Here is a 16,905-nt window from a genome sequence, read left to right as displayed (position 1 = left end):
CCTTGTCGGTCCGGTTGTTCCGAGCCGTTGGCTATTCAGGTGTCGCGCTCACCGGCGGTTGCGCAACTGGTCGATCCACACCGTGAACAGGATCACCAGGCCGATGATGATCTGCTGCGTGAAGGCCGACACGCCGTTCATGTTCAGCCCGTTGCGCAGGATGCCGATCACGAACGAGCCGATCGCGGTGCCGGAAATGGTCCCGACGCCTCCGATCAACGAGGTGCCACCGATCACCGCGGCGGCGATCGCGTCGAGCTCATACATGATGCCCTCGTTCGGCTGGCCGGTCACCAGTCGCGACATCAGGATGCAGCCGGTCAGTCCGGCCAGGGTGCCCGACAGCACGTAGGTGAATTGCGTCACGCGGGCGACGTTGACGCCGGACAACCGAGCCGCTTCGGAATTGGATCCGACGGAATAGATATGCCGCCCCAGGACGGTGCGTGTCAGCATCAGCGACACCAGGATCGCCAACACGATCATGATGATCACCGGATACGGGATCCCCGGGAATGCGACGTTCGGGAAGCCGTCCGATCCGATGCTCTCCACCCGGAACAGCGAACCGTTGCCGAGAACCCCGAAGCCCTGCCCAAGACCGGAGACCGCCCGCGCGCCGGTGATCTGCAACGCCAGGCCGCGCGCCACCATCATCATGCCGAGTGTCGCGATGAAGGGTGGCAGCCGCAGCCGGGTGACGGCGAGCCCGTTGAGGAAACCACAGGCCGAACCGACCAGGATGCCGACGAACATGCCGAGCCAGACCGGTGCGCCCGCCTTCACCACGAGGGCGGCCGATACTCCGGCAAGGGCCACGATCGAGCCGACGGAGAGGTCGATCCCGCCGGTGATGATGACGCAGGTGGCACCGATGCCCAGGATCGCGATCGAGGTGACCTGCAGCGACACGGTGAGCGCGTTGTCGACCGTCATGAAGGCGCGGCTGGTGATCGAGAACACGATCATCAGCAGCACCAGGCCGCCGAAGGCCGCGAATTTCTGGATGAGATCCTTCTGCCTGTCGTACAGCCCGGCCTGGGGAAGCGCCGGAGGCTGCGTCGAGGGCGATGGCGGCAACGACCCGTCCTTCATGCCGCGACTCCGGAGATCCGGCGGCCTGATGCGTAATGCATGATCTCTTCCTGGTCGGTGGCCGCGGTATCGAGAATTCCGGCGATCCGGCCCTGGTGGAACACCGCAACCCGGTCTGTCATGCCGAGGATCTCGGACAGCTCGGAACTGATCAGCACCACGCCGATGCCCTGCGCCGCCAGCTCGTCCATGATCTGGTAGATGGCGAATTTCGCGCCGACATCGATGCCGCGCGTCGGCTCGTCGAAGAACAGCATGCGGGCGCCACTGAACAGCCACTTGCCGATGATGATCTTCTGCTGGTTGCCGCCCGAGAGGAGCCTTGCCACCTGGTGGATCGAGGGCGTGCGGATGTTGAGCAGATCGACGTAGCGCCGGGCTACGTCTGCCTCCTTGGAAAAGTCGAGCAGGCCGGCGCGGCTCGAGACGGCGCCGATATTGGCCAGCGTCATGTTGCTGGCCAGCGACATCTTGATCGCCAGGCCTTGGCTCTTGCGGTCCTCCGACAGATACGCGAACCCGCGCGCGATCGCGTCCCGCGGCGATGCGGGCGACACGGTCCGGCCCTCGAACGTCACGGTTCCGGAGTCACGTCGATCGGCACCGAAAATGGCACGGGCGACCTCGGTGCGGCCGGCGCCGATCAATCCGGCAAATCCCAGGATCTCGCCGCGGCGCACGGTGAAGCCGATATCGTGGAACACGCCCTTGCGGGTCAGGCCGTCGACCTTCAGCAGCACGTCTTCGGTCGGCACCGAGGTACGGTGCGGGAACTTGTCCTCCAGCGTTCGCCCGACCATCCGCGAGACGATCGCATCGATATTCGTCGCCTCGAAGTCGTCGGTGCTCACATAACGGCCGTCGCGGAACACCGTGACCCGGTCGACGATCTCCGACATCTCGTCGAGACGGTGCGAGATGTAGATGATGCCGACGCCCTCGCGCCTGAGGTCGCGGATCACGTTGAACAGCAGCGTCGTCTCGGACTCGGTGAGCGACGACGTCGGCTCGTCCATGATCAGCAGTTCGGCGTTTGTCGACAGCGCCTTCGCGATCTCGACCATCTGCTGCTGGGCCACGGAAAGCCTGCGAACCGACGCGGACGGGTCGATGTCGACGCCGAGACGCTGCAGGCAGCGCGCAGACTCGCGCAACAGGCGCCGGCGATCGACGAACGGACCGCGCCGCGGCTCACGCGCCAGGAAGATGTTCTCCGCCACGCTCAGATGCGGCACCAGATTGAGTTCCTGGTGAATGATGCCGATCCCGGCTGCTTCCGCCTCGAGCGTCGAGGCGAACCGGCGCGCCTGGCCCTTGAAGATCATGGTGCCTTCGTCGGGCAGGAAGGCGCCGCTGATGATCTTCATCAATGTCGACTTGCCGGCGCCATTCTCGCCGCACAACGCATGCACTTCGCCGCGCCTGGTATCGAAATCGACGCGGTCGAGCGCTACGACGCCCGGAAAGCGCTTGGTGATCCCCTCGAGGCGGAGGATCGTCCGATCATCGGTCGGATCGGACGCGTGATGCGCCGCAATCGTCATGTCGTTTCCCCCGGGGGCGCCGGCGCGGTTGGTCCGATCGGTCCTGCCCAGATTTTCTTACTTGCCGAACTAGGATAATTGGCCTTACCAGTCAACGCCGAAATGCCCCAACTGGAGCGCGGGGGTCATGCGATGCCGGAATTGATCAGGCCAATCGAGCAGCGCCGGCTGTATCAGCAGATCGCCGACCGGATCCGCGAGCTGATCCAGCGTGGCGATTTCCAGCCCTCGACACGGCTGCCGGCAGAACGTGAACTCGCCCAGACCCTGGGGGTGTCGCGCCCGTCATTGCGGGAGGCGCTGATCGCGCTCGAGATCGATGGCAGCGTCGAGATCCGCATGGGGTCCGGGATCTATGTCAGCGCCGGTCAGCAACCGGCGCCACCGGCATCGTCGCTCGGGGAAAGCCCGTCCGAGATCATGCAGGCGCGCATCGCGGTCGAGGGGACGGTCGCGGTGATGGCGTGCGTTCGGATGACGTCTGAAATGCTTGCGGCCCTGCGCGAACTGCTCCGGAGCATGCGCCAGACGATCGAGGCCGGCCGGGTGCCGCTCGAGCAGGACCGGGAATTTCATGTGCTGCTCGCGAGCCAGGCCGGCAACAGCGTCCTCACCCGACTTGTCGGCGAGCTGTTCGATGGCCGCCAGGGCATCATCCTGGCAAAGCTGAGCACGAAGTTCGAGAATAGCGGCACCTGGCGTATCGCGCTTGCCGAACATGATGCGATCCTCTCGGCACTTGAGGCGACGGACGTCCTGCGCGTGGAAGCGGCGATGCGCACACACCTGCACAACTCTGCCGAACGCTGGCTCGGCGATTGATCATGCGGAAACAGGAGATGCCGATGGCAGGCGGACGACTTCAGGGCAAGCGCGTGCTGGTCACCGCGGCGGCGCAGGGCATCGGCCGCGCGACGGCGGACGCCATGGCGCAGGAGGGCGCACAGGTGCTGGCGACGGACTTGAATATCGACGCGCTCCAGGGCGCGAGCGGCCTCACCGTGCGACAGCTCGACGTGCTCGATCCGGGTGCCATCGAGGCGCTGGCGCGCGAGCATGGCAGCGTCGACATCCTGGTGAATTGTGCCGGGACGGTGCAGCACGGTTCCATTCTGGAGTGCGACGACCGTGCCTGGCAGTTCTCGTTCGACCTCAACGTCACCGCCATGTTCCACGTCATGCGGGCGATGCTGCCGGCGATGCTGGAGGCGGGCGGCGGCTCGATCGTCAACATCGCCTCGGTCGCGTCGAGCCTGAAGGGGGTGCCGGATCGTTGCGCCTACGGAGCCTCCAAGGGTGCGGTGATCGGCCTGACCAAATCCGTCGCCGCCGATTATGTGGCGCGCGGCGTGCGTTGCAACGCGATCTGCCCCGGCACCATCGAGACGCCGTCGCTTGCCGGCCGCGTGGCCGACCTGGCCCAGGCGCGCGGCACCAGCGTCGCGGAGTCGCTCGCCGCGTTTCGGGCCCGCCAGCCGATGGGCCGGCTCGGCACCGCGTCGGAGATCGCAGCCCTCGCGGTGTATCTCGGCTCCGACGAAAGCCGTTTCACGACCGGCACCACGATCATCATCGATGGCGGCTGGCTGAATTGAATCCGAGGAGTTGAGACCATGAAACTCGTTCGCCATGGCCAGGCCGGCCAGGAACGCCCCGGGATACTGGACGCGCAGGGCCATGTCCGCGACCTCTCGGCGCATGTCCCCGATATCGCCGGATCGACCCTGCTGCCGGCGACACTCGACCGCCTGCGCGCCCTCGATCCGGATAGCCTGCCGCTTGCGGAAGCGGGCCGGATCGGCGCCTGTGTCGGGGGCGTCGGCAAATTCATCTGCATCGGATTGAACTATTCCGATCACGCAGCCGAAACCGGCTCGCCGATCCCGAAGGAGCCGATCCTGTTCAATAAATGGATCAGCGCCATCACCGGGCCGAACGACGATGTCGAGATCCCGCGCCTTTCTTCCAAGACCGACTGGGAAGTCGAGCTCGGCGTGGTGATCGGCGCACCCGGACGCTACATCACGCCGGAGGATGCGCTCGCCCATGTCGCCGGATATTGCGTGGTGAACGACGTATCGGAACGCGAATGGCAGATGGAGCGAGGCGGCACCTGGGACAAAGGCAAGGGCTGCGACACCTTCGGACCGATCGGGCCTTGGCTGGTCACCGCCGATGAGGTGCCCGATCCGCAGGCGCTGCATCTGTGGCTGGAGGTCGATGGCACGCGCATGCAGGACGGCACCACGCAGACGATGATCTTCGACGTGCGCACGCTGGTCAGCTACTGCAGCCAGTTCATGAGCCTGCAATCGGGCGACATCATCTCGACCGGAACCCCGCCCGGCGTCGGCCTGGGCAAGACGCCGCCGGTGTTCCTGCGCGCCGGGCAGACCATGCGCCTCGGCATCGACGGGCTCGGCGAACAGCGTCAGAGGGTCGTCGACGCGTCATGACCCGTATCACCGGATTACGCACCCTCGACATCCGGTTCCCGACATCGCGCGCATTGGACGGTTCCGATGCGATGAACCCGGATCCGGATTATTCGGCGGCCTACGTCATCCTCGAGACCGACATACCCGGGCTCGAGGGTCACGGCCTCACCTTCACCATCGGCCGCGGCAACGAGATCTGCTGCCTGGCGATCGAGGCGCTGGCGCATAACGTGGTCGGGCTCGAGCTCGACTGGATCAAGGAGAATCCCGGACGCTTCTGGCGCCACGTCACCGGCGACAGCCAGTTGCGCTGGATCGGCCCGGACAAGGGCGCCATCCATCTTGCCACCGGCGCGGTGGTGAACGCCGTGTGGGACCTGTGGGGCAAGGAAGTCGGCCGCCCGGTCTGGCAGCTGGTCGCGGAAATGAGCCCGGAAGAGATCGTCCGCGCCATCGACTTCCGCTACATCACCGACTGCATCACGCCCAAAGAGGCACTGGAGCGCCTGCAGGACAAGGCCGCCGGCAAGGCGGAGCGGATCGCCCATCTGCGCCGGTCCGGCTATCCGAGCTACACCACGTCGGCGGGTTGGCTCGGCTATGACGACGACAAGCTGCGCCGGCTTTCCCGGGAGGCGGTGGCGGCCGGCTTCAGCCACATCAAGCTCAAGGTGGGCCGCGATCTCGCCGACGACATCCGCCGGCTCCGCATCGTCCGTGAGGAGATCGGCCCGGATCGCAGACTGATGATCGACGCGAACCAGGTCTGGGAGGTCGGGCAGGCGATCGAGTGGGTACAGGCGCTGTCGTTCGCAAAGCCGTGGTTCATCGAGGAGCCGACCAGCCCCGATGATGTCGAGGGCCATCGCGCGATCCGCCACGGGGTCGCACCAATCGGCGTCGCCACCGGCGAGATGTGCCAGAACCGCATCCTGTTCAAGCAGTTCATCATGCGTGGCGCGATCGACATCGCGCAGATCGATGCCTGCCGGTTGGGGGGCGTGAACGAGATCCTGGCGGTGATGCTGATGGCCGACAAGTATGGTGTGCCGGTGTGTCCGCACGCCGGCGGCGTCGGCTTGTGCGAGTATGTCCAGCACCTGTCGATGATCGACTACGTGTCGATCTCGAGCAGCATGGAGAACAGGGTGATCGAATATGTGGATCACCTGCATGAACACTTCGTCGATCCGTGCATCATCTCTGATGCCGCCTACATGCCGCCGACGGCGCCCGGCTTCTCGATCACGATGAAGCCGGAAAGCCTTGCGGCCTATCGGTTCGGCGCCAGCAACGGGATATGACGGTCATGCGGATCGGGCTGTTCATTCCGTGCTTCATCGACCTGTTCTATCGTGATGTCGGAATCGCCACGCTCGAACTGCTCGAACGGCTGGGGCACTCGGTCGCGTATCCCGAGGCGCAGACCTGCTGCGGCCAGCCGATGGGAAACAGCGGCTTCATCGGTGAGTGCGGACCGGTCGAGGCGTTGTTCGTCCGCAATTTCGACAGCTTCGACGCAGTCGTCTGCCCGTCCGCGAGCTGCGTGCATCACGTGCGCAACAAGTCCAATCTGCCCCGTGAGCTGCGCGCGCGGACATACGAGCTGGTGGAGTTCCTGCACGACGTCGTCGGCGCGGACAAACTTCCGTCAGCCACGTTCCCGCATCGCGTCACGCTGCATAACGGCTGCACGGCGCTGCGGAGTCTCGGGCACGAGTCCGTACCCGAGCTCAATGTCGCGTTCTTTTCCAAGCCGCGGGCGCTGCTGGCCCGGGTGCAGGAGCTCGAACTGGTCGAGACGGAGCGCGCCGATGAATGCTGCGGCTTCGGCGGCACCTTCTCGGTGTCCGAGCAGGCGGTCTCGGCGCGCATGGGGCTGGACAAGGTCACCCGCCAGGCGCGCAGCGGTGCGGAATACGTCGTGTCGGCCGACATGTCGTGCCTGATGCACCAGGCCGGCAGCGCGTCGCGGCATGGGCTGGATCTGCAGTTCATCCATATCGCACAGGTGCTGAACGCATGAAACGGGTGTCCATCGACCATGCCGAGGGACGCTCCCGGCCGATCGCCCCGGACGGCGCCGCGCCCGAGCGGGAGGCCCAGCCACGGGGCGCCCACGATCGTGGCCGCCGTCCGATCGACCATGCAGAGGCGGCCGAACGGTTCCTGGCGGCGCCGGATCACCTGTCCTTCCACGACAAGCGCCTTTGGGATCTACGCGAGAAACGTGATCGGGAAGCACGCGGCATTCCCGAGTGGGAGGAACTGCGCACGCTCGCGTCCGCGATCAAGGAACATGCGCTCACGCATCTCGACACGCTGCTCGAGACATTCGAAACCAACGCGATCGCTAACGGCGTCACCGTGCATTGGGCGACCGACGCAGCCGAGCACAACCGCATCGTCGCCGATATCATGCGGGCGAACGGCGCCACCCGGCTGGTCAAGAGCAAGTCGATGCTGACCGAGGAATGCGGGCTGCGTCCACACCTGGAGCAGGCCGGCATCGCGGTGATCGAGACCGATCTCGGCGAGCGCATCCAGCAGCTCGACAACGAGGATCCGAGCCATGTCGTGGTGCCAGCCGTGCACAAGCTGCGCTCCGATGTGGCGGCGGTGTTCGCGCGCACGATCGGGACGGATCCGGACAATGACGATCCGGCCTACCTCGCGGAAAGCCAGCGCGAGAATAATCGCCCCCTTATCCTGGAGGCCATCGTCGGCATGACCGGGGCGAATTTCCTGGTGGCCGACAGTGGCGCCGTGGTCGTGTGCACCAACGAGGGTAACGCCGATCTGTGCGCCAGCGTGCCACGTGTGCATATCGTGTCTGCCGGCATCGAGAAGATCATCCCGCGCACGCAGGATCTCGGCGTGTTCATCCGGCTGCTGTCACGCTCGGCGCTGGGCTCGCCGATCACCCAGTACACGTCGCATTTCCGCGGACCGCGCGCCGGCGGGGAGATGCACGTGATCCTGGTGGATAATGGTCGCTCGGAACGCCTCGGCGCCGAGGAATTCTGGACCTCGCTCAAGTGCATACGCTGCGGCGCCTGCATGAATACCTGCCCGGTCTATCGCCGGTCCGGCGGCCTGTCCTACGGCGCCACCTATGCCGGGCCGATCGGATTGATCATCGACCCCAGCTTCAACCGACGCAAATACAGCATGTTGCCGTTCGCCTCGACGCTGAACGGGAGCTGCACCGCGGTCTGCCCGGTCAAGATCAATATCCACGAGCAGATCCTGTCATGGCGCAAGGTCATGGCGGAGCATCACGAGCCGTCGATGACCAAGCAGTTGTCGATGAAGGGCGCGGCCCTGCTGCTGGCGCGGCCGGTGGCGTATCGGGCCGCGGTGACTGTCGCCAACGCCGTGTTGCCGCACATGCCGCACGTCGCGCTCTACAACCGCGCCAACGCGTGGGGCAAAGGCCGCGACGTTCCGATGCCGCCGGGGCAGAGTTTCCACGCCTGGTACCGGAGCCGACGCGGCAAGCCCGGGGACGAGCCCGCATGACCTCCCGGGAGACGGTTCTGGCGTCGATCCGCCGCAACCGCCCGCACCTCGAGCGGCCGCTCCCTGAACTCCCGGTCGGCGGGAGGTCGCAACACGAACCGCGCCTCCAGGAGTTCCGGCGGCGACTGACCCAGATGGGCGGCAGGCTGCTCGACCCCGGCCCGCCCGACGACCGCCTTGCCCCTGCCCGCGCGATGATCGACGAGGCCGCAATCGTCTGCTCGATGGTGGCCGACCTGCCCGGCAACCGGCCGGTCTCCGACGCCGACCCGGCCTCGATGGCCGACGTGGACCTGGCGGTGCTGCGCGCACGCTTCGCCGTCGCCGAGACCGGCTCGGTGGCCTTGCGGGCCGTCGATCTCGGGGTCAACTCGCTCGGCTACCTGGCACAGCGGCTGCTGATCCTGGTCGATCCCGACACGATCCTCGAGACCTTGCACGATGCCTATGCCCGCCCGGACTTCCTCGCCGGAAACTACCTCGTGCTGCAGACCGGTCCGTCCGCGACGGCGGATATCGAGGGCGTGCTGATCCATGGCGCACAAGGCGTGAGGGCTCTCACGGTCCTGCTCACGCCGTAGCGGTTTCGGCGCAGGAGACCTCGCCTTTGCCTCCATGACGGGCCTTTACAGGGAGGCAGTCGTTGACCTTCTAGAGCCGCTCGCGGGGCAACCTGCCGATCGCTCAGCCGGAGAGATAATCCACGATCAGCTCGGCCGCCTGCTCCGGCGTCGTCGTGCTGGTGTCGATGCGGATCTCGGGGTTTTCCGGCGGCTCGTAAGGGCTGTCGATGCCCGTGAAGTTCTTCAGCTCACCGCGACGGGCCTTGCCGTAGAGCCCCTTCACGTCGCGCCGCTCGGCCTCGGCGAGTGCCGTGTCGATATGGATCTCGATGAATTCGCCGGGCGGCAGCATCGAGCGCACCATCGCGCGTTCCGGCCGGAACGGCGAGATGAACGCGGTCAGCACGATCAACCCGGCATCGGTCATCAACCGCGCGACTTCGCCGATGCGGCGGATGTTCTCCACCCGGTCTGCATCACTGAATCCGAGATCCTTGTTGAGCCCGTGCCGGACGTTGTCGCCATCGAGCAGGAAGGTGTGACGCCCTTGCGCGTGCAGCTTCTTCTCGACCAGGTTCGCGATCGTCGATTTCCCCGCCCCGGAAAGCCCGGTGAACCACAGCACGCGCGGCGATTGCTGCTTCTGGCTCGCATGCGCCTCGCGATTGATCTCGATCGCCTGCCAATGGATGTTCTGTGCCCGGCGCAGCGCGAAATGCAGCAGGCCTGCCGCCACCGTCGCATTGCTGATCTTGTCGATCAGGATGAATCCGCCGAGTTCGCGACTTTCGGCGTATGGTGCGAATACCAGCGGCCGGTCGGTCGAGAGATTGGCGACGCCGATTGCGTTCAGCTCCAGCGTGCGCGCCGCAAGATGCTCCATGCTGTTGACGTTCACCTGGTATTTCGGAGCCTGCACCTGCGCCGTCACCATCTGGCTGGCGAGTTTCAGCAAGTACGGCCGCCCCGGCAGCATCGGTTCGTCGGCCATCCAGATCAGCGTCGCCTCGAACTGGTCGGCAACTTCCGGCGGCGCATCGGCGGCACTGATCACGTCGCCACGCGAGCAATCCACCTCGTCGGCCAGCGTCAGCGTGACGGACTGCCCGGCCACCGCCTGCTCGAGATCACCATCGAAGGTGACGATGCGGGCGACCCGGGTGGTGCGTCCGGACGGCAGGACGCGCACCGGATCGCCCGGACGCACCACGCCGGACGCGATCAGTCCGGAGAAGCCGCGGAAATCGAGGTTGGGCCGCTTCACCAGCTGCACCGGCATCCGGAACGGCCTGTCCTGCTCGATCGTCAGCTCGAGCGGCACGGTGTCCAGATGCTCGATCAGCGTCGGCCCGGCGTACCACGGCATGTTCGGCGAAACGCTCGTGATGGTGTCGCCGGCAAGGCCCGAAATCGGCATCGGGGTGAAGGCGGTGATCCCGATCGAGCGCGCAAACTCCCCGTATTCGGCAACGATCGCGTCGTAGCGCGCCTGATCGTAGCCGATCAGGTCCATCTTGTTGACCGCCAGCACCAGGTTGCGGATGCCGAGCAGGTGCGCGAGATAACTATGCCGGCGGGTCTGCGTCAGCACGCCCTTGCGCGCATCGATCAGGATCACCGCGAGGTCGGCCGTGGAGGCGCCGGTCACCATGTTTCGCGTGTATTGCTCGTGTCCCGGCGTATCGGCGACAATGAACTTGCGGCGCTCGGTCGAGAAGAAACGATACGCGACGTCGATCGTGATGCCCTGCTCGCGCTCCGCCGCCAGCCCGTCGACCAGCAGCGCGAAATCGATGTTCTGGCCCTGCGTGCCGAGCCGCCGGCTGTCCGCTTCGAGGGTTGCCAGCTGGTCGTCGAAGATCATCCGGCTGTCATAGAGCAGGCGTCCGATCAGCGTGGACTTGCCGTCATCCACCGAACCGCAGGTAATGAAGCGCAACAGCGATTTATGCCGATGCCGGTCGAGATAGGCGTCGACATCCTGCGCGATCAGCGCATCGGTCGCATACTGCCTGGACGCTTCCGGCTCGCCGCTCATCAGAAATACCCGTCCTGCTTCTTCTTTTCCATGGAGGCGGCAACGTCATGATCGATTGCCCGGCCCTGCCGCTCGCTCGTCGTGGTCAGCAGCATTTCCTGGATCACCTCCGACAGGGTGGCCGCATCGCTCTCCACCGCACCGGTCAGCGGATAATCGCCGAGGGTGCGGAACCGCACCGATCGCTGCACCGGCACCTCTCCCTCCGCCAGGCGGAAACGCTCGTCATCGACCACCAGGATCATCCCGTCACGCTTCACCGTCGGCCTGGGTGCGGCGAAGTACAGCGGCACGATCGGGATGTTCTCGAGCTGGATATATTGCCAGATATCGAGCTCGGTCCAGTTCGAGATCGGGAACACCCGGATGCTCTCGCCGCGATTCTTGCGCGCGTTGTACAACTGCCAGAGCTCCGGACGTTGCGTTTTCGGATCCCAGCGATGGCTGGCCGATCGGAACGAGAAGATCCGCTCCTTGGCACGGCTTTTTTCCTCGTCCCGACGGGCTCCCCCGAACGCCGCGTCGAAGCCATGCTTGTCCAAGGCCTGTTTCAGGCCCTCGGTCTTCCACAGGTCGGTATGCAGCGCGCCGTGATCGAACGGATTGATGCCGCGCGCCATCGCGTCCGGGTTGTGATGCACCAGCAGCTGCATGCCGCTATCCAGCGCCATCCGGTCGCGCAGGCGGTACATCTCCTGGAACTTCCAGGTGGTGTCGACATGCAGCAGCGGAAACGGCGGCGATCCCGGAAAGAACGCCTTGCGGGCCAGGTGCAGCATCACCGCGCTGTCCTTGCCGACCGAATACAGCATCACCGGCCGTTCGGTTTCCGACACCACCTCCTGCAGGATGTGGATGCTTTCGGCCTCCAGGCGCTGCAGATGAGTGAGGATCGTCAAGAAACCCGCTCCGATGCGGCAGTCGCCCGGTCGACCCTGCAGGCCGCGAGATCGAACGCGCCGTGCGCCACGAACCACGGGTTGGCGAAATCGGCGTCGTCCGGCTGCCGGCGCTTGCCATAGGTCAGCGGCAGCCCTCCGAGCGTCACGACCGTGCCACCGGCCGCGCGCAGCACCGCATCGCCGGCTGCCGTGTCCCACTCCATGGTGCGGCCGAGGCGCGGATACAGATCCGCCTCGCCCGTCGCCACCCTGCAGAACTTCAGCGACGAGCCCGCCGACACCAGCCCTGCCACGTCGAACCGGCGGATATAGTCGCGCGTCGCGTCGCTCATGTGCGAGCGGCTGGCCACCACCCGCAGGCCGGCAGCCGCGCCACCCTCGCGCCGTGCGGCCGAGATCGGCATCCAGGCGGCCGCGGCCCCGTTGACGATGTCGCCCCGCCAGGCGCCGCCACCCGGCAGCCCCGCATAAAGCGCCCCGAGTGCCGGAGCGAACACCACGCCGAGGACCGGACACCGATCACGAACCAGCGCGATATTGACCGTGAAGTCCTCGCGTCGCGCGACGAACTCGCGGGTGCCGTCGAGTGCGTCGACCAGGATGAAATCGCCGGACGTGAGCGGCACCGTGCCGGCGGCCACTGCCTCCTCGGCCACCACCGGCAGACCGGGCGCCAGCCGATCGAGCGCCGCCAGGATGATCGCCTCGCCGACCCGGTCCGCCGCCGTGACCGGCGAGCCGTCGCGCTTCACGAGGCTCGCGACCGCCTCGCCGTTATAGATCTCGAGGATCGCCGCCCCGGCCTGCAGCGCCATCGTCACGAAGCCATCGAGCAGTGCCAGGTCGTCGCCATCGACGTCGGCCGGATGCATGGGGGCGGTCCGGTCGACGGCGTGCGCAAGCGTCTCGGGACCGTGCGGCATGGCGGACAGGCTCCTGGCGCGAGTGGCGGAAACGAGGGCAGCAATCGTCGTCCCGGATACCGCCAGCCCATAACCCAATGCGCCCGACGACGCGACCCGCAGAAGCCGGACGCCCACGGGATTGCTCCAGAAACCGTGCGCCGGCCGTGCGCCATCAAAGCCGCCGGCTCGATTTACAGGGGTCGGGCTCGCAGTGCTAATACGCCATGCGCCCCAGCCTGCCTGCACATCCATGGTCATGACGAAGCCGGAGCGGACACGAGTGGTGGCGATCACCGGCGCGTCGTCCGGGATCGGGCTGTGCAGTGCCGCACTGTTCGCCGCACGGGGCTGGCGCGTCGGGTTGATCTCACGCAGCGATGCGCGACTGGTCAACGCGGTTGCGCTGATCGCGAGCCTGACCCCGGGTGCCAGGCTCACCCATGCCGCAGCGGACGTCATCGACAGCGAGGCACTCTCGTCGGCGGCGAGGTCGATCACCGCGGCGCTCGGCCCGATCGACGTCTGGGTCAACGCGGCCGGGAACGGTGTGTACGGGCGCTTCACCGACGTGAGCGAGCGCGAGTTCCGCCGCGTGACCGACGTCACCTATCTCGGAACCGTCAACGGGACCCGCGTGGCGCTGGCGCACATGCAGCCCCGCAACGAAGGCAGTATCGTCAATGTCTGCTCGGCCGTGGTGTTCCATGGCGTGCCGCTGATGAGCTCCTATTCGGGCGCCAAGGCGGCGGTGCGGGCGTTCGGCCAATCGCTCCGGCTGGAGCTGCGTCTTGCCGGCAGCCGGGTCCGGGTCGGCACGCTGTTCCCACCGGCGATCAACACGCCGTTCTTCGACCACGCCGCCTCGCATATGGGGTTTCCGGCGCGACCGGTGCCGCCTGTCTATGCTCCCGAGGTCGCGGCCGAGGGGGTGTATGCATGCGCCACCGGCCGCGGCGGCGAGATGATCCTGACCGGCGTGGTGATCGCCTATGCGCTGATCACGCGGCTGTCGCTGCGGCTCGCCGGCTACCTGGTCTCCAAGAGCGACTTCGCCTCCGAGCTGCCGCAGGACGATGCCGGATCCCTGCCCGACCGCGCCTCCGCACCCGCTTTGTTCCAGCCGCAGGACAGCAGGTGCCGGATGCAGGGCGGCTTCGCCAGCAGGGCGCGCGGCTGGAGCACACACCTGCGGCTGCTATCGATCTGGCGGCGTCTCCCGACCACGCGGCCGCTTGCAGGCGAGCCCGTGGCACGGCCACCCGCAGCGACCGATCTCAGGCCTGCCCGACCAGGTGCGCAGTCGCCCGCAACACGCGCCGGCGCAGACCGGGATCATCCGCAAGCGGGTTCGGCGCAACCACGGCGCACCGCTTCAGATAGCATCCGCTGACCCCTGCGAGTCCCGGCGACAAGGCGGCATCGAGCAGCGGTTCGGCGCCCTGTGCTTCGGTCAGCGCGAACGGCGCCATCGCCCTCCAGGCGAGCTGGACGATGCCGCCGGTCCGCACCAGCCCGGTCGCCACCAGGCCCGGATGCACCACGTTGATGGTGACCCCGGACCCCGCCGCCTCGCCGGCCAGCTCGATGCTGGTCATCAGCGACGCGAGTTTGGAGCGACCATAGGCGCGGGTCATTCGCCAGCGCCGACGCAGTTCCAGATCGTCCGGATCGATGCGGGCACGGTCGGAGGTCGAGGAGCCCGTCATCACCACGCGGCCATGCCCGGAGCGCTGCAAGGCGGGAAGCAGTGCCCGGGTCAGCACGAACGGCGCAAGATGGTTCACCGCAAGGGTGGTCTCGTGGCCCTCGGCGGTGTCGGCACGCCGGCTGGACAGAGTCCCGGCGTTGTTGAGCAGGATGTCCAGGACCGGGGTCAGTTCGAGCACCTCTGCCGCCGCCCGCCGGGTCTGAGCCAGCAGTGACAGGTCGGCCTCGATCGACAGCGGCACCCGGTTCGGCACACGCCCGCCTATCCAGTCGGACGCGGAGCGTAGTCGCTCCGGGTCGCGGCCGACCAGGATCACCTGGTAGCCGGCTTCTGCGAGCCCGAGTGCCGCCCATCGGCCGATACCGCCGGTGCCGCCCGTAACCACCGCGTGGGGTGGCGCGACCGGCGGCGCGGCATCGACGTCCGGTGACGGCTCCGATTGGATCAGCGGCGAGCCTTGCGGGCGGCGTAGCGGGCGTCGCGGGCCGCCTTCTGCTCGAGCTTGAGGAGAGCCTCGGCCCGTGCGGCTTCGAGAGCCTGGGCCTCCTCCTCCTTGCGCCGGACCGCCTCGGCAGCCGCCGCTGCCTCGCGCTCTGCGGCCTGACGCGCGGCCTCGGCCTCGCGCTCGACACGCCGCTCGGCAAGCCGGGCCTCACGCGCCTCTGCGATCGCCTTGCGTTCGGCCGCGCGGGCCTGGACCTCTGGATCGTCGGGCGACGGACGCTGCTGGAACTTGGCGAGCACGGCACGCTTCGCATCAGCGGACGTGGATTGACGTTCGCCGAACTTGTTTCCCTTGAAGATGGTCTTGGCCCTCGGAAGATGGTGGAGAACATGGTCCGTCGCGATCGGCCCGCGGAGGGCCAGGGAGACGGATACGGCCGGAGCAGTACCGCGTTTCCCATCTGGCGACCACATCCAGTATAGCAAGGCCGGCTTGCATCGCGACAGGACGATGCACAGCTCCCAGAGTTCCACGAGCAGAGACCCAATGCAGCCAAGACTCGACGATAGTGCCACGGCGGCCGGCCGGAACGGTGACGCGGGCGATCTACTGGTTACCGGAGGCAGCGGGTTTCTCGGGTCGCAGTTCATCATCGCCTGGCTGGACCGCCATCCGGACGCGCGTGCGATCTGCCTGATCCGGGCGGATGACGACGCGGCGGCGAGCCTCCGGCTGACGGCCGCCCTCACCCGCGCGGCGCATGACCGGGCACTCGATGACGGCCTGGGCGAGCTGCTTCCGCGTGCCATCGCCATCCGCGCCGACCTGTCGAACATCGACTGGCTCGCGCAGTTGGCCGAACGGCGCCCCGGACGCGACGCGGTGCCGCTGCGGGTGGTGCATTGCGCCGCCAACCTGTCCTTCCGCGCCGCCGACCGCGAGGCCATCCTCGGCACCAACGTGGCGGGCACCCGGCTCATGGTCGAGGCCGCCCGCCGGCTGGGTGCGTCGGAATTCGATTACGTCAGCACCGCCTACATCGCCGGCGACCGGGACGGCGACATCCTGGAGGACGATGCCAGCCAGCCCGACGCCTTCACCAACGCCTACGAGGAGAGCAAGTGGACGGCGGAGGCCCTGGTGCGCAGCGAGTGCAGGGCTGATGGGTCCCGGCCGGCGCTGCCGTTCCGGATCTTCCGGCCGAGCATCATCATCGGCCACTCCATCACCCACCGGCTGTCGGCATTGTCGGGGTTCTACAAGGTCGCCGAGACCATCGAGCAGTTGGGCCGTTCGGGCCGGGTTGCGGGCGAGACCGTGCTGCTGCCGATGCCCGGCGGTGCGACCCTGGACCTGATCCCGGTCGACGTCGTGGTCGCTGAGATGATCGCGCTGATGGAGGCGGGCCGGCCGACCGAAGGCCATGCGTTCCACCTGACCAGCGAGAGCCCGCTGCCGCTGGTGCAGGTTCTGAGCACGCTGTCGCCGCTGGCCGGCTTCTCGATCGACCGGCTACCGGAGGATGCGGGCCCGGCCAGCAGGCTCGCCGAGGCGCTGATGCAGCGGTTGCGCCACTACATGCCGTATCTCGGCCAGGTGCGTCGCTTCGACCGGACCAACGTGCATGCGGCCGGCATCCGCCAGGAGACGGTCCTCGACGTCGAGCGGCTGCGCCACTTCGTCACCAGTTTCCTGAGCCGGGGCGACTGAAAGCCGGGCTTGCGCGATCGCCGGGCCGGTTGGGC

Annotated in this window: 16 protein-coding genes; 9 read left to right on the top strand and 7 right to left on the bottom strand. The window is 67.0% G+C overall.

All coding sequences use genetic code 11. The features are described 5' to 3' along the window. Positions 1 to 48: 48 nt before the first annotated feature. Together ACOEQ2_RS13110 and ACOEQ2_RS13105 are read right to left on the bottom strand one after the other, a co-directional pair. Positions 49 to 1,095, bottom strand: a complete 1,047-nt coding sequence (locus ACOEQ2_RS13110) for an ABC transporter permease (protein WP_419728417.1) — start codon at positions 1,093 to 1,095, stop codon at positions 49 to 51. Then, entirely contained in the window at positions 1,092 to 2,639 is a 1,548-nt protein-coding gene (locus tag ACOEQ2_RS13105) for a sugar ABC transporter ATP-binding protein (RefSeq protein WP_419728416.1), read from the bottom strand. The genes ACOEQ2_RS13110 and ACOEQ2_RS13105 overlap by 4 nt, the downstream gene beginning before the upstream one ends. 132 nt (positions 2,640 to 2,771) lie before the next feature. On the opposite strand from ACOEQ2_RS13105, the gene ACOEQ2_RS13100 reads away from it, so the two are divergent. From ACOEQ2_RS13100 to ACOEQ2_RS13070, 7 genes are read left to right on the top strand one after another with little or no spacing between them, the layout of a single operon-like run. Beyond that, positions 2,772 to 3,461, top strand: coding sequence for a FadR/GntR family transcriptional regulator (locus ACOEQ2_RS13100; protein ID WP_419728415.1), 690 nt, complete (start codon positions 2,772 to 2,774; stop codon positions 3,459 to 3,461). Positions 3,462 to 3,484: 23 nt separating this feature from the next. Continuing rightward, on the top strand, positions 3,485 to 4,234 hold the full coding sequence (locus ACOEQ2_RS13095) for an SDR family oxidoreductase (protein ID WP_419728414.1): 750 nt from the start codon (positions 3,485 to 3,487) through the stop codon (positions 4,232 to 4,234). A gap of 18 nt (positions 4,235 to 4,252) precedes the next feature. After that, positions 4,253 to 5,095: a fumarylacetoacetate hydrolase family protein gene (locus ACOEQ2_RS13090; RefSeq protein ID WP_419728413.1), complete on the top strand. Its 843-nt coding sequence runs from the start codon at positions 4,253 to 4,255 to the stop codon at positions 5,093 to 5,095. Next, on the top strand, positions 5,092 to 6,381 hold the full coding sequence (locus ACOEQ2_RS13085; RefSeq protein WP_419728412.1) for an L-fuconate dehydratase: 1,290 nt from the start codon (positions 5,092 to 5,094) through the stop codon (positions 6,379 to 6,381). Before ACOEQ2_RS13090 ends, ACOEQ2_RS13085 begins: the two co-directional genes overlap by 4 nt. A gap of 5 nt (positions 6,382 to 6,386) precedes the next feature. After that, positions 6,387 to 7,103, top strand: coding sequence for a (Fe-S)-binding protein (locus ACOEQ2_RS13080; RefSeq protein WP_419728411.1), 717 nt, complete (start codon positions 6,387 to 6,389; stop codon positions 7,101 to 7,103). Further along, positions 7,100 to 8,599 carry a lactate utilization protein B gene (locus ACOEQ2_RS13075; RefSeq protein ID WP_419728410.1) on the top strand — a complete coding sequence of 500 codons (1,500 nt, stop codon included), beginning with the start codon at positions 7,100 to 7,102 and terminating at the stop codon, positions 8,597 to 8,599. Before ACOEQ2_RS13080 ends, ACOEQ2_RS13075 begins: the two co-directional genes overlap by 4 nt. Next, entirely contained in the window at positions 8,596 to 9,180 is a 585-nt protein-coding gene (locus ACOEQ2_RS13070) for a LutC/YkgG family protein (RefSeq protein WP_419728409.1), read from the top strand. Before ACOEQ2_RS13075 ends, ACOEQ2_RS13070 begins: the two co-directional genes overlap by 4 nt. A gap of 103 nt (positions 9,181 to 9,283) precedes the next feature. Here ACOEQ2_RS13070 and cysN read toward each other — a convergent pair whose 3' ends face one another. From cysN to cysQ, 3 genes are read right to left on the bottom strand one after another with little or no spacing between them, the layout of a single operon-like run. Further along, the gene (cysN, locus tag ACOEQ2_RS13065; RefSeq protein ID WP_419728408.1) at positions 9,284 to 11,200 is read right to left on the bottom strand and encodes a sulfate adenylyltransferase subunit CysN; all 1,917 of its coding nucleotides are present in this window, start codon (positions 11,198 to 11,200) and stop codon (positions 9,284 to 9,286) included. Beyond that, positions 11,200 to 12,099, bottom strand: a complete 900-nt coding sequence (cysD, locus tag ACOEQ2_RS13060) for a sulfate adenylyltransferase subunit CysD (RefSeq protein WP_419728407.1) — start codon at positions 12,097 to 12,099, stop codon at positions 11,200 to 11,202. The genes cysN and cysD overlap by 1 nt, the downstream gene beginning before the upstream one ends. After that, positions 12,096 to 13,025, bottom strand: a complete 930-nt coding sequence (gene cysQ / locus ACOEQ2_RS13055; protein ID WP_419728406.1) for a 3'(2'),5'-bisphosphate nucleotidase CysQ — start codon at positions 13,023 to 13,025, stop codon at positions 12,096 to 12,098. The genes cysD and cysQ overlap by 4 nt, the downstream gene beginning before the upstream one ends. Before the next feature lie 238 nt (positions 13,026 to 13,263). Here cysQ and ACOEQ2_RS13050 point away from each other — a divergent pair, with 238 nt between their 5' ends. Beyond that, on the top strand, positions 13,264 to 14,397 hold the full coding sequence (locus ACOEQ2_RS13050; RefSeq protein WP_419728405.1) for an SDR family oxidoreductase: 1,134 nt from the start codon (positions 13,264 to 13,266) through the stop codon (positions 14,395 to 14,397). On the opposite strand, the gene ACOEQ2_RS13045 is transcribed toward ACOEQ2_RS13050, so the two are convergent. After that, on the bottom strand, positions 14,282 to 15,100 hold the full coding sequence (locus ACOEQ2_RS13045) for an SDR family NAD(P)-dependent oxidoreductase (protein ID WP_419728404.1): 819 nt from the start codon (positions 15,098 to 15,100) through the stop codon (positions 14,282 to 14,284). The two genes, ACOEQ2_RS13050 and ACOEQ2_RS13045, sit on opposite strands and share 116 nt — an antisense overlap. 59 nt (positions 15,101 to 15,159) lie before the next feature. After that, a complete protein-coding gene (locus ACOEQ2_RS13040) occupies positions 15,160 to 15,693 on the bottom strand; it encodes a DUF6481 family protein (protein WP_419728403.1) in 534 nt (177 codons plus the stop codon). Positions 15,694 to 15,706: 13 nt separating this feature from the next. On the opposite strand from ACOEQ2_RS13040, the gene ACOEQ2_RS13035 reads away from it, so the two are divergent. Beyond that, positions 15,707 to 16,870, top strand: a complete 1,164-nt coding sequence (locus ACOEQ2_RS13035; protein WP_419728402.1) for an SDR family oxidoreductase — start codon at positions 15,707 to 15,709, stop codon at positions 16,868 to 16,870. Positions 16,871 to 16,905: the final 35 nt, after the last annotated feature.

The sequence above is a fragment of the Lichenicola sp. genome (genome assembly GCF_965198575.1).
GTDB lineage: Bacteria > Pseudomonadota > Alphaproteobacteria > Acetobacterales > Acetobacteraceae > Lichenicola.
The sequence above is the reverse complement of the archived record's forward strand: the minus strand, read 5'-3'. Positions and strand labels throughout refer to the sequence as shown.

What these genes read in the sequence shown, in the direction of transcription:
- ACOEQ2_RS13110 (WP_419728417.1), bottom strand. Translation starts at nt 1,095, where the DNA reads ATGAAGGACGGGTCGTTGCCGCCATCGCCCTCGACGCAGCCTCCGGCG.
- ACOEQ2_RS13105 (WP_419728416.1), bottom strand. Translation starts at nt 2,639, where the DNA reads ATGACGATTGCGGCGCATCACGCGTCCGATCCGACCGATGATCGGACG.
- ACOEQ2_RS13100 (WP_419728415.1), top strand. Translation starts at nt 2,772, where the DNA reads ATGCCGGAATTGATCAGGCCAATCGAGCAGCGCCGGCTGTATCAGCAG.
- ACOEQ2_RS13095 (WP_419728414.1), top strand. Translation starts at nt 3,485, where the DNA reads ATGGCAGGCGGACGACTTCAGGGCAAGCGCGTGCTGGTCACCGCGGCG.
- ACOEQ2_RS13090 (WP_419728413.1), top strand. Translation starts at nt 4,253, where the DNA reads ATGAAACTCGTTCGCCATGGCCAGGCCGGCCAGGAACGCCCCGGGATA.
- ACOEQ2_RS13085 (WP_419728412.1), top strand. Translation starts at nt 5,092, where the DNA reads ATGACCCGTATCACCGGATTACGCACCCTCGACATCCGGTTCCCGACA.
- ACOEQ2_RS13080 (WP_419728411.1), top strand. Translation starts at nt 6,387, where the DNA reads ATGCGGATCGGGCTGTTCATTCCGTGCTTCATCGACCTGTTCTATCGT.
- ACOEQ2_RS13075 (WP_419728410.1), top strand. Translation starts at nt 7,100, where the DNA reads ATGAAACGGGTGTCCATCGACCATGCCGAGGGACGCTCCCGGCCGATC.
- ACOEQ2_RS13070 (WP_419728409.1), top strand. Translation starts at nt 8,596, where the DNA reads ATGACCTCCCGGGAGACGGTTCTGGCGTCGATCCGCCGCAACCGCCCG.
- cysN (WP_419728408.1), bottom strand. Translation starts at nt 11,200, where the DNA reads ATGAGCGGCGAGCCGGAAGCGTCCAGGCAGTATGCGACCGATGCGCTG.
- cysQ (WP_419728406.1), bottom strand. Translation starts at nt 13,025, where the DNA reads ATGCCGCACGGTCCCGAGACGCTTGCGCACGCCGTCGACCGGACCGCC.
- ACOEQ2_RS13050 (WP_419728405.1), top strand. Translation starts at nt 13,264, where the DNA reads ATGACGAAGCCGGAGCGGACACGAGTGGTGGCGATCACCGGCGCGTCG.
- ACOEQ2_RS13035 (WP_419728402.1), top strand. Translation starts at nt 15,707, where the DNA reads ATGCAGCCAAGACTCGACGATAGTGCCACGGCGGCCGGCCGGAACGGT.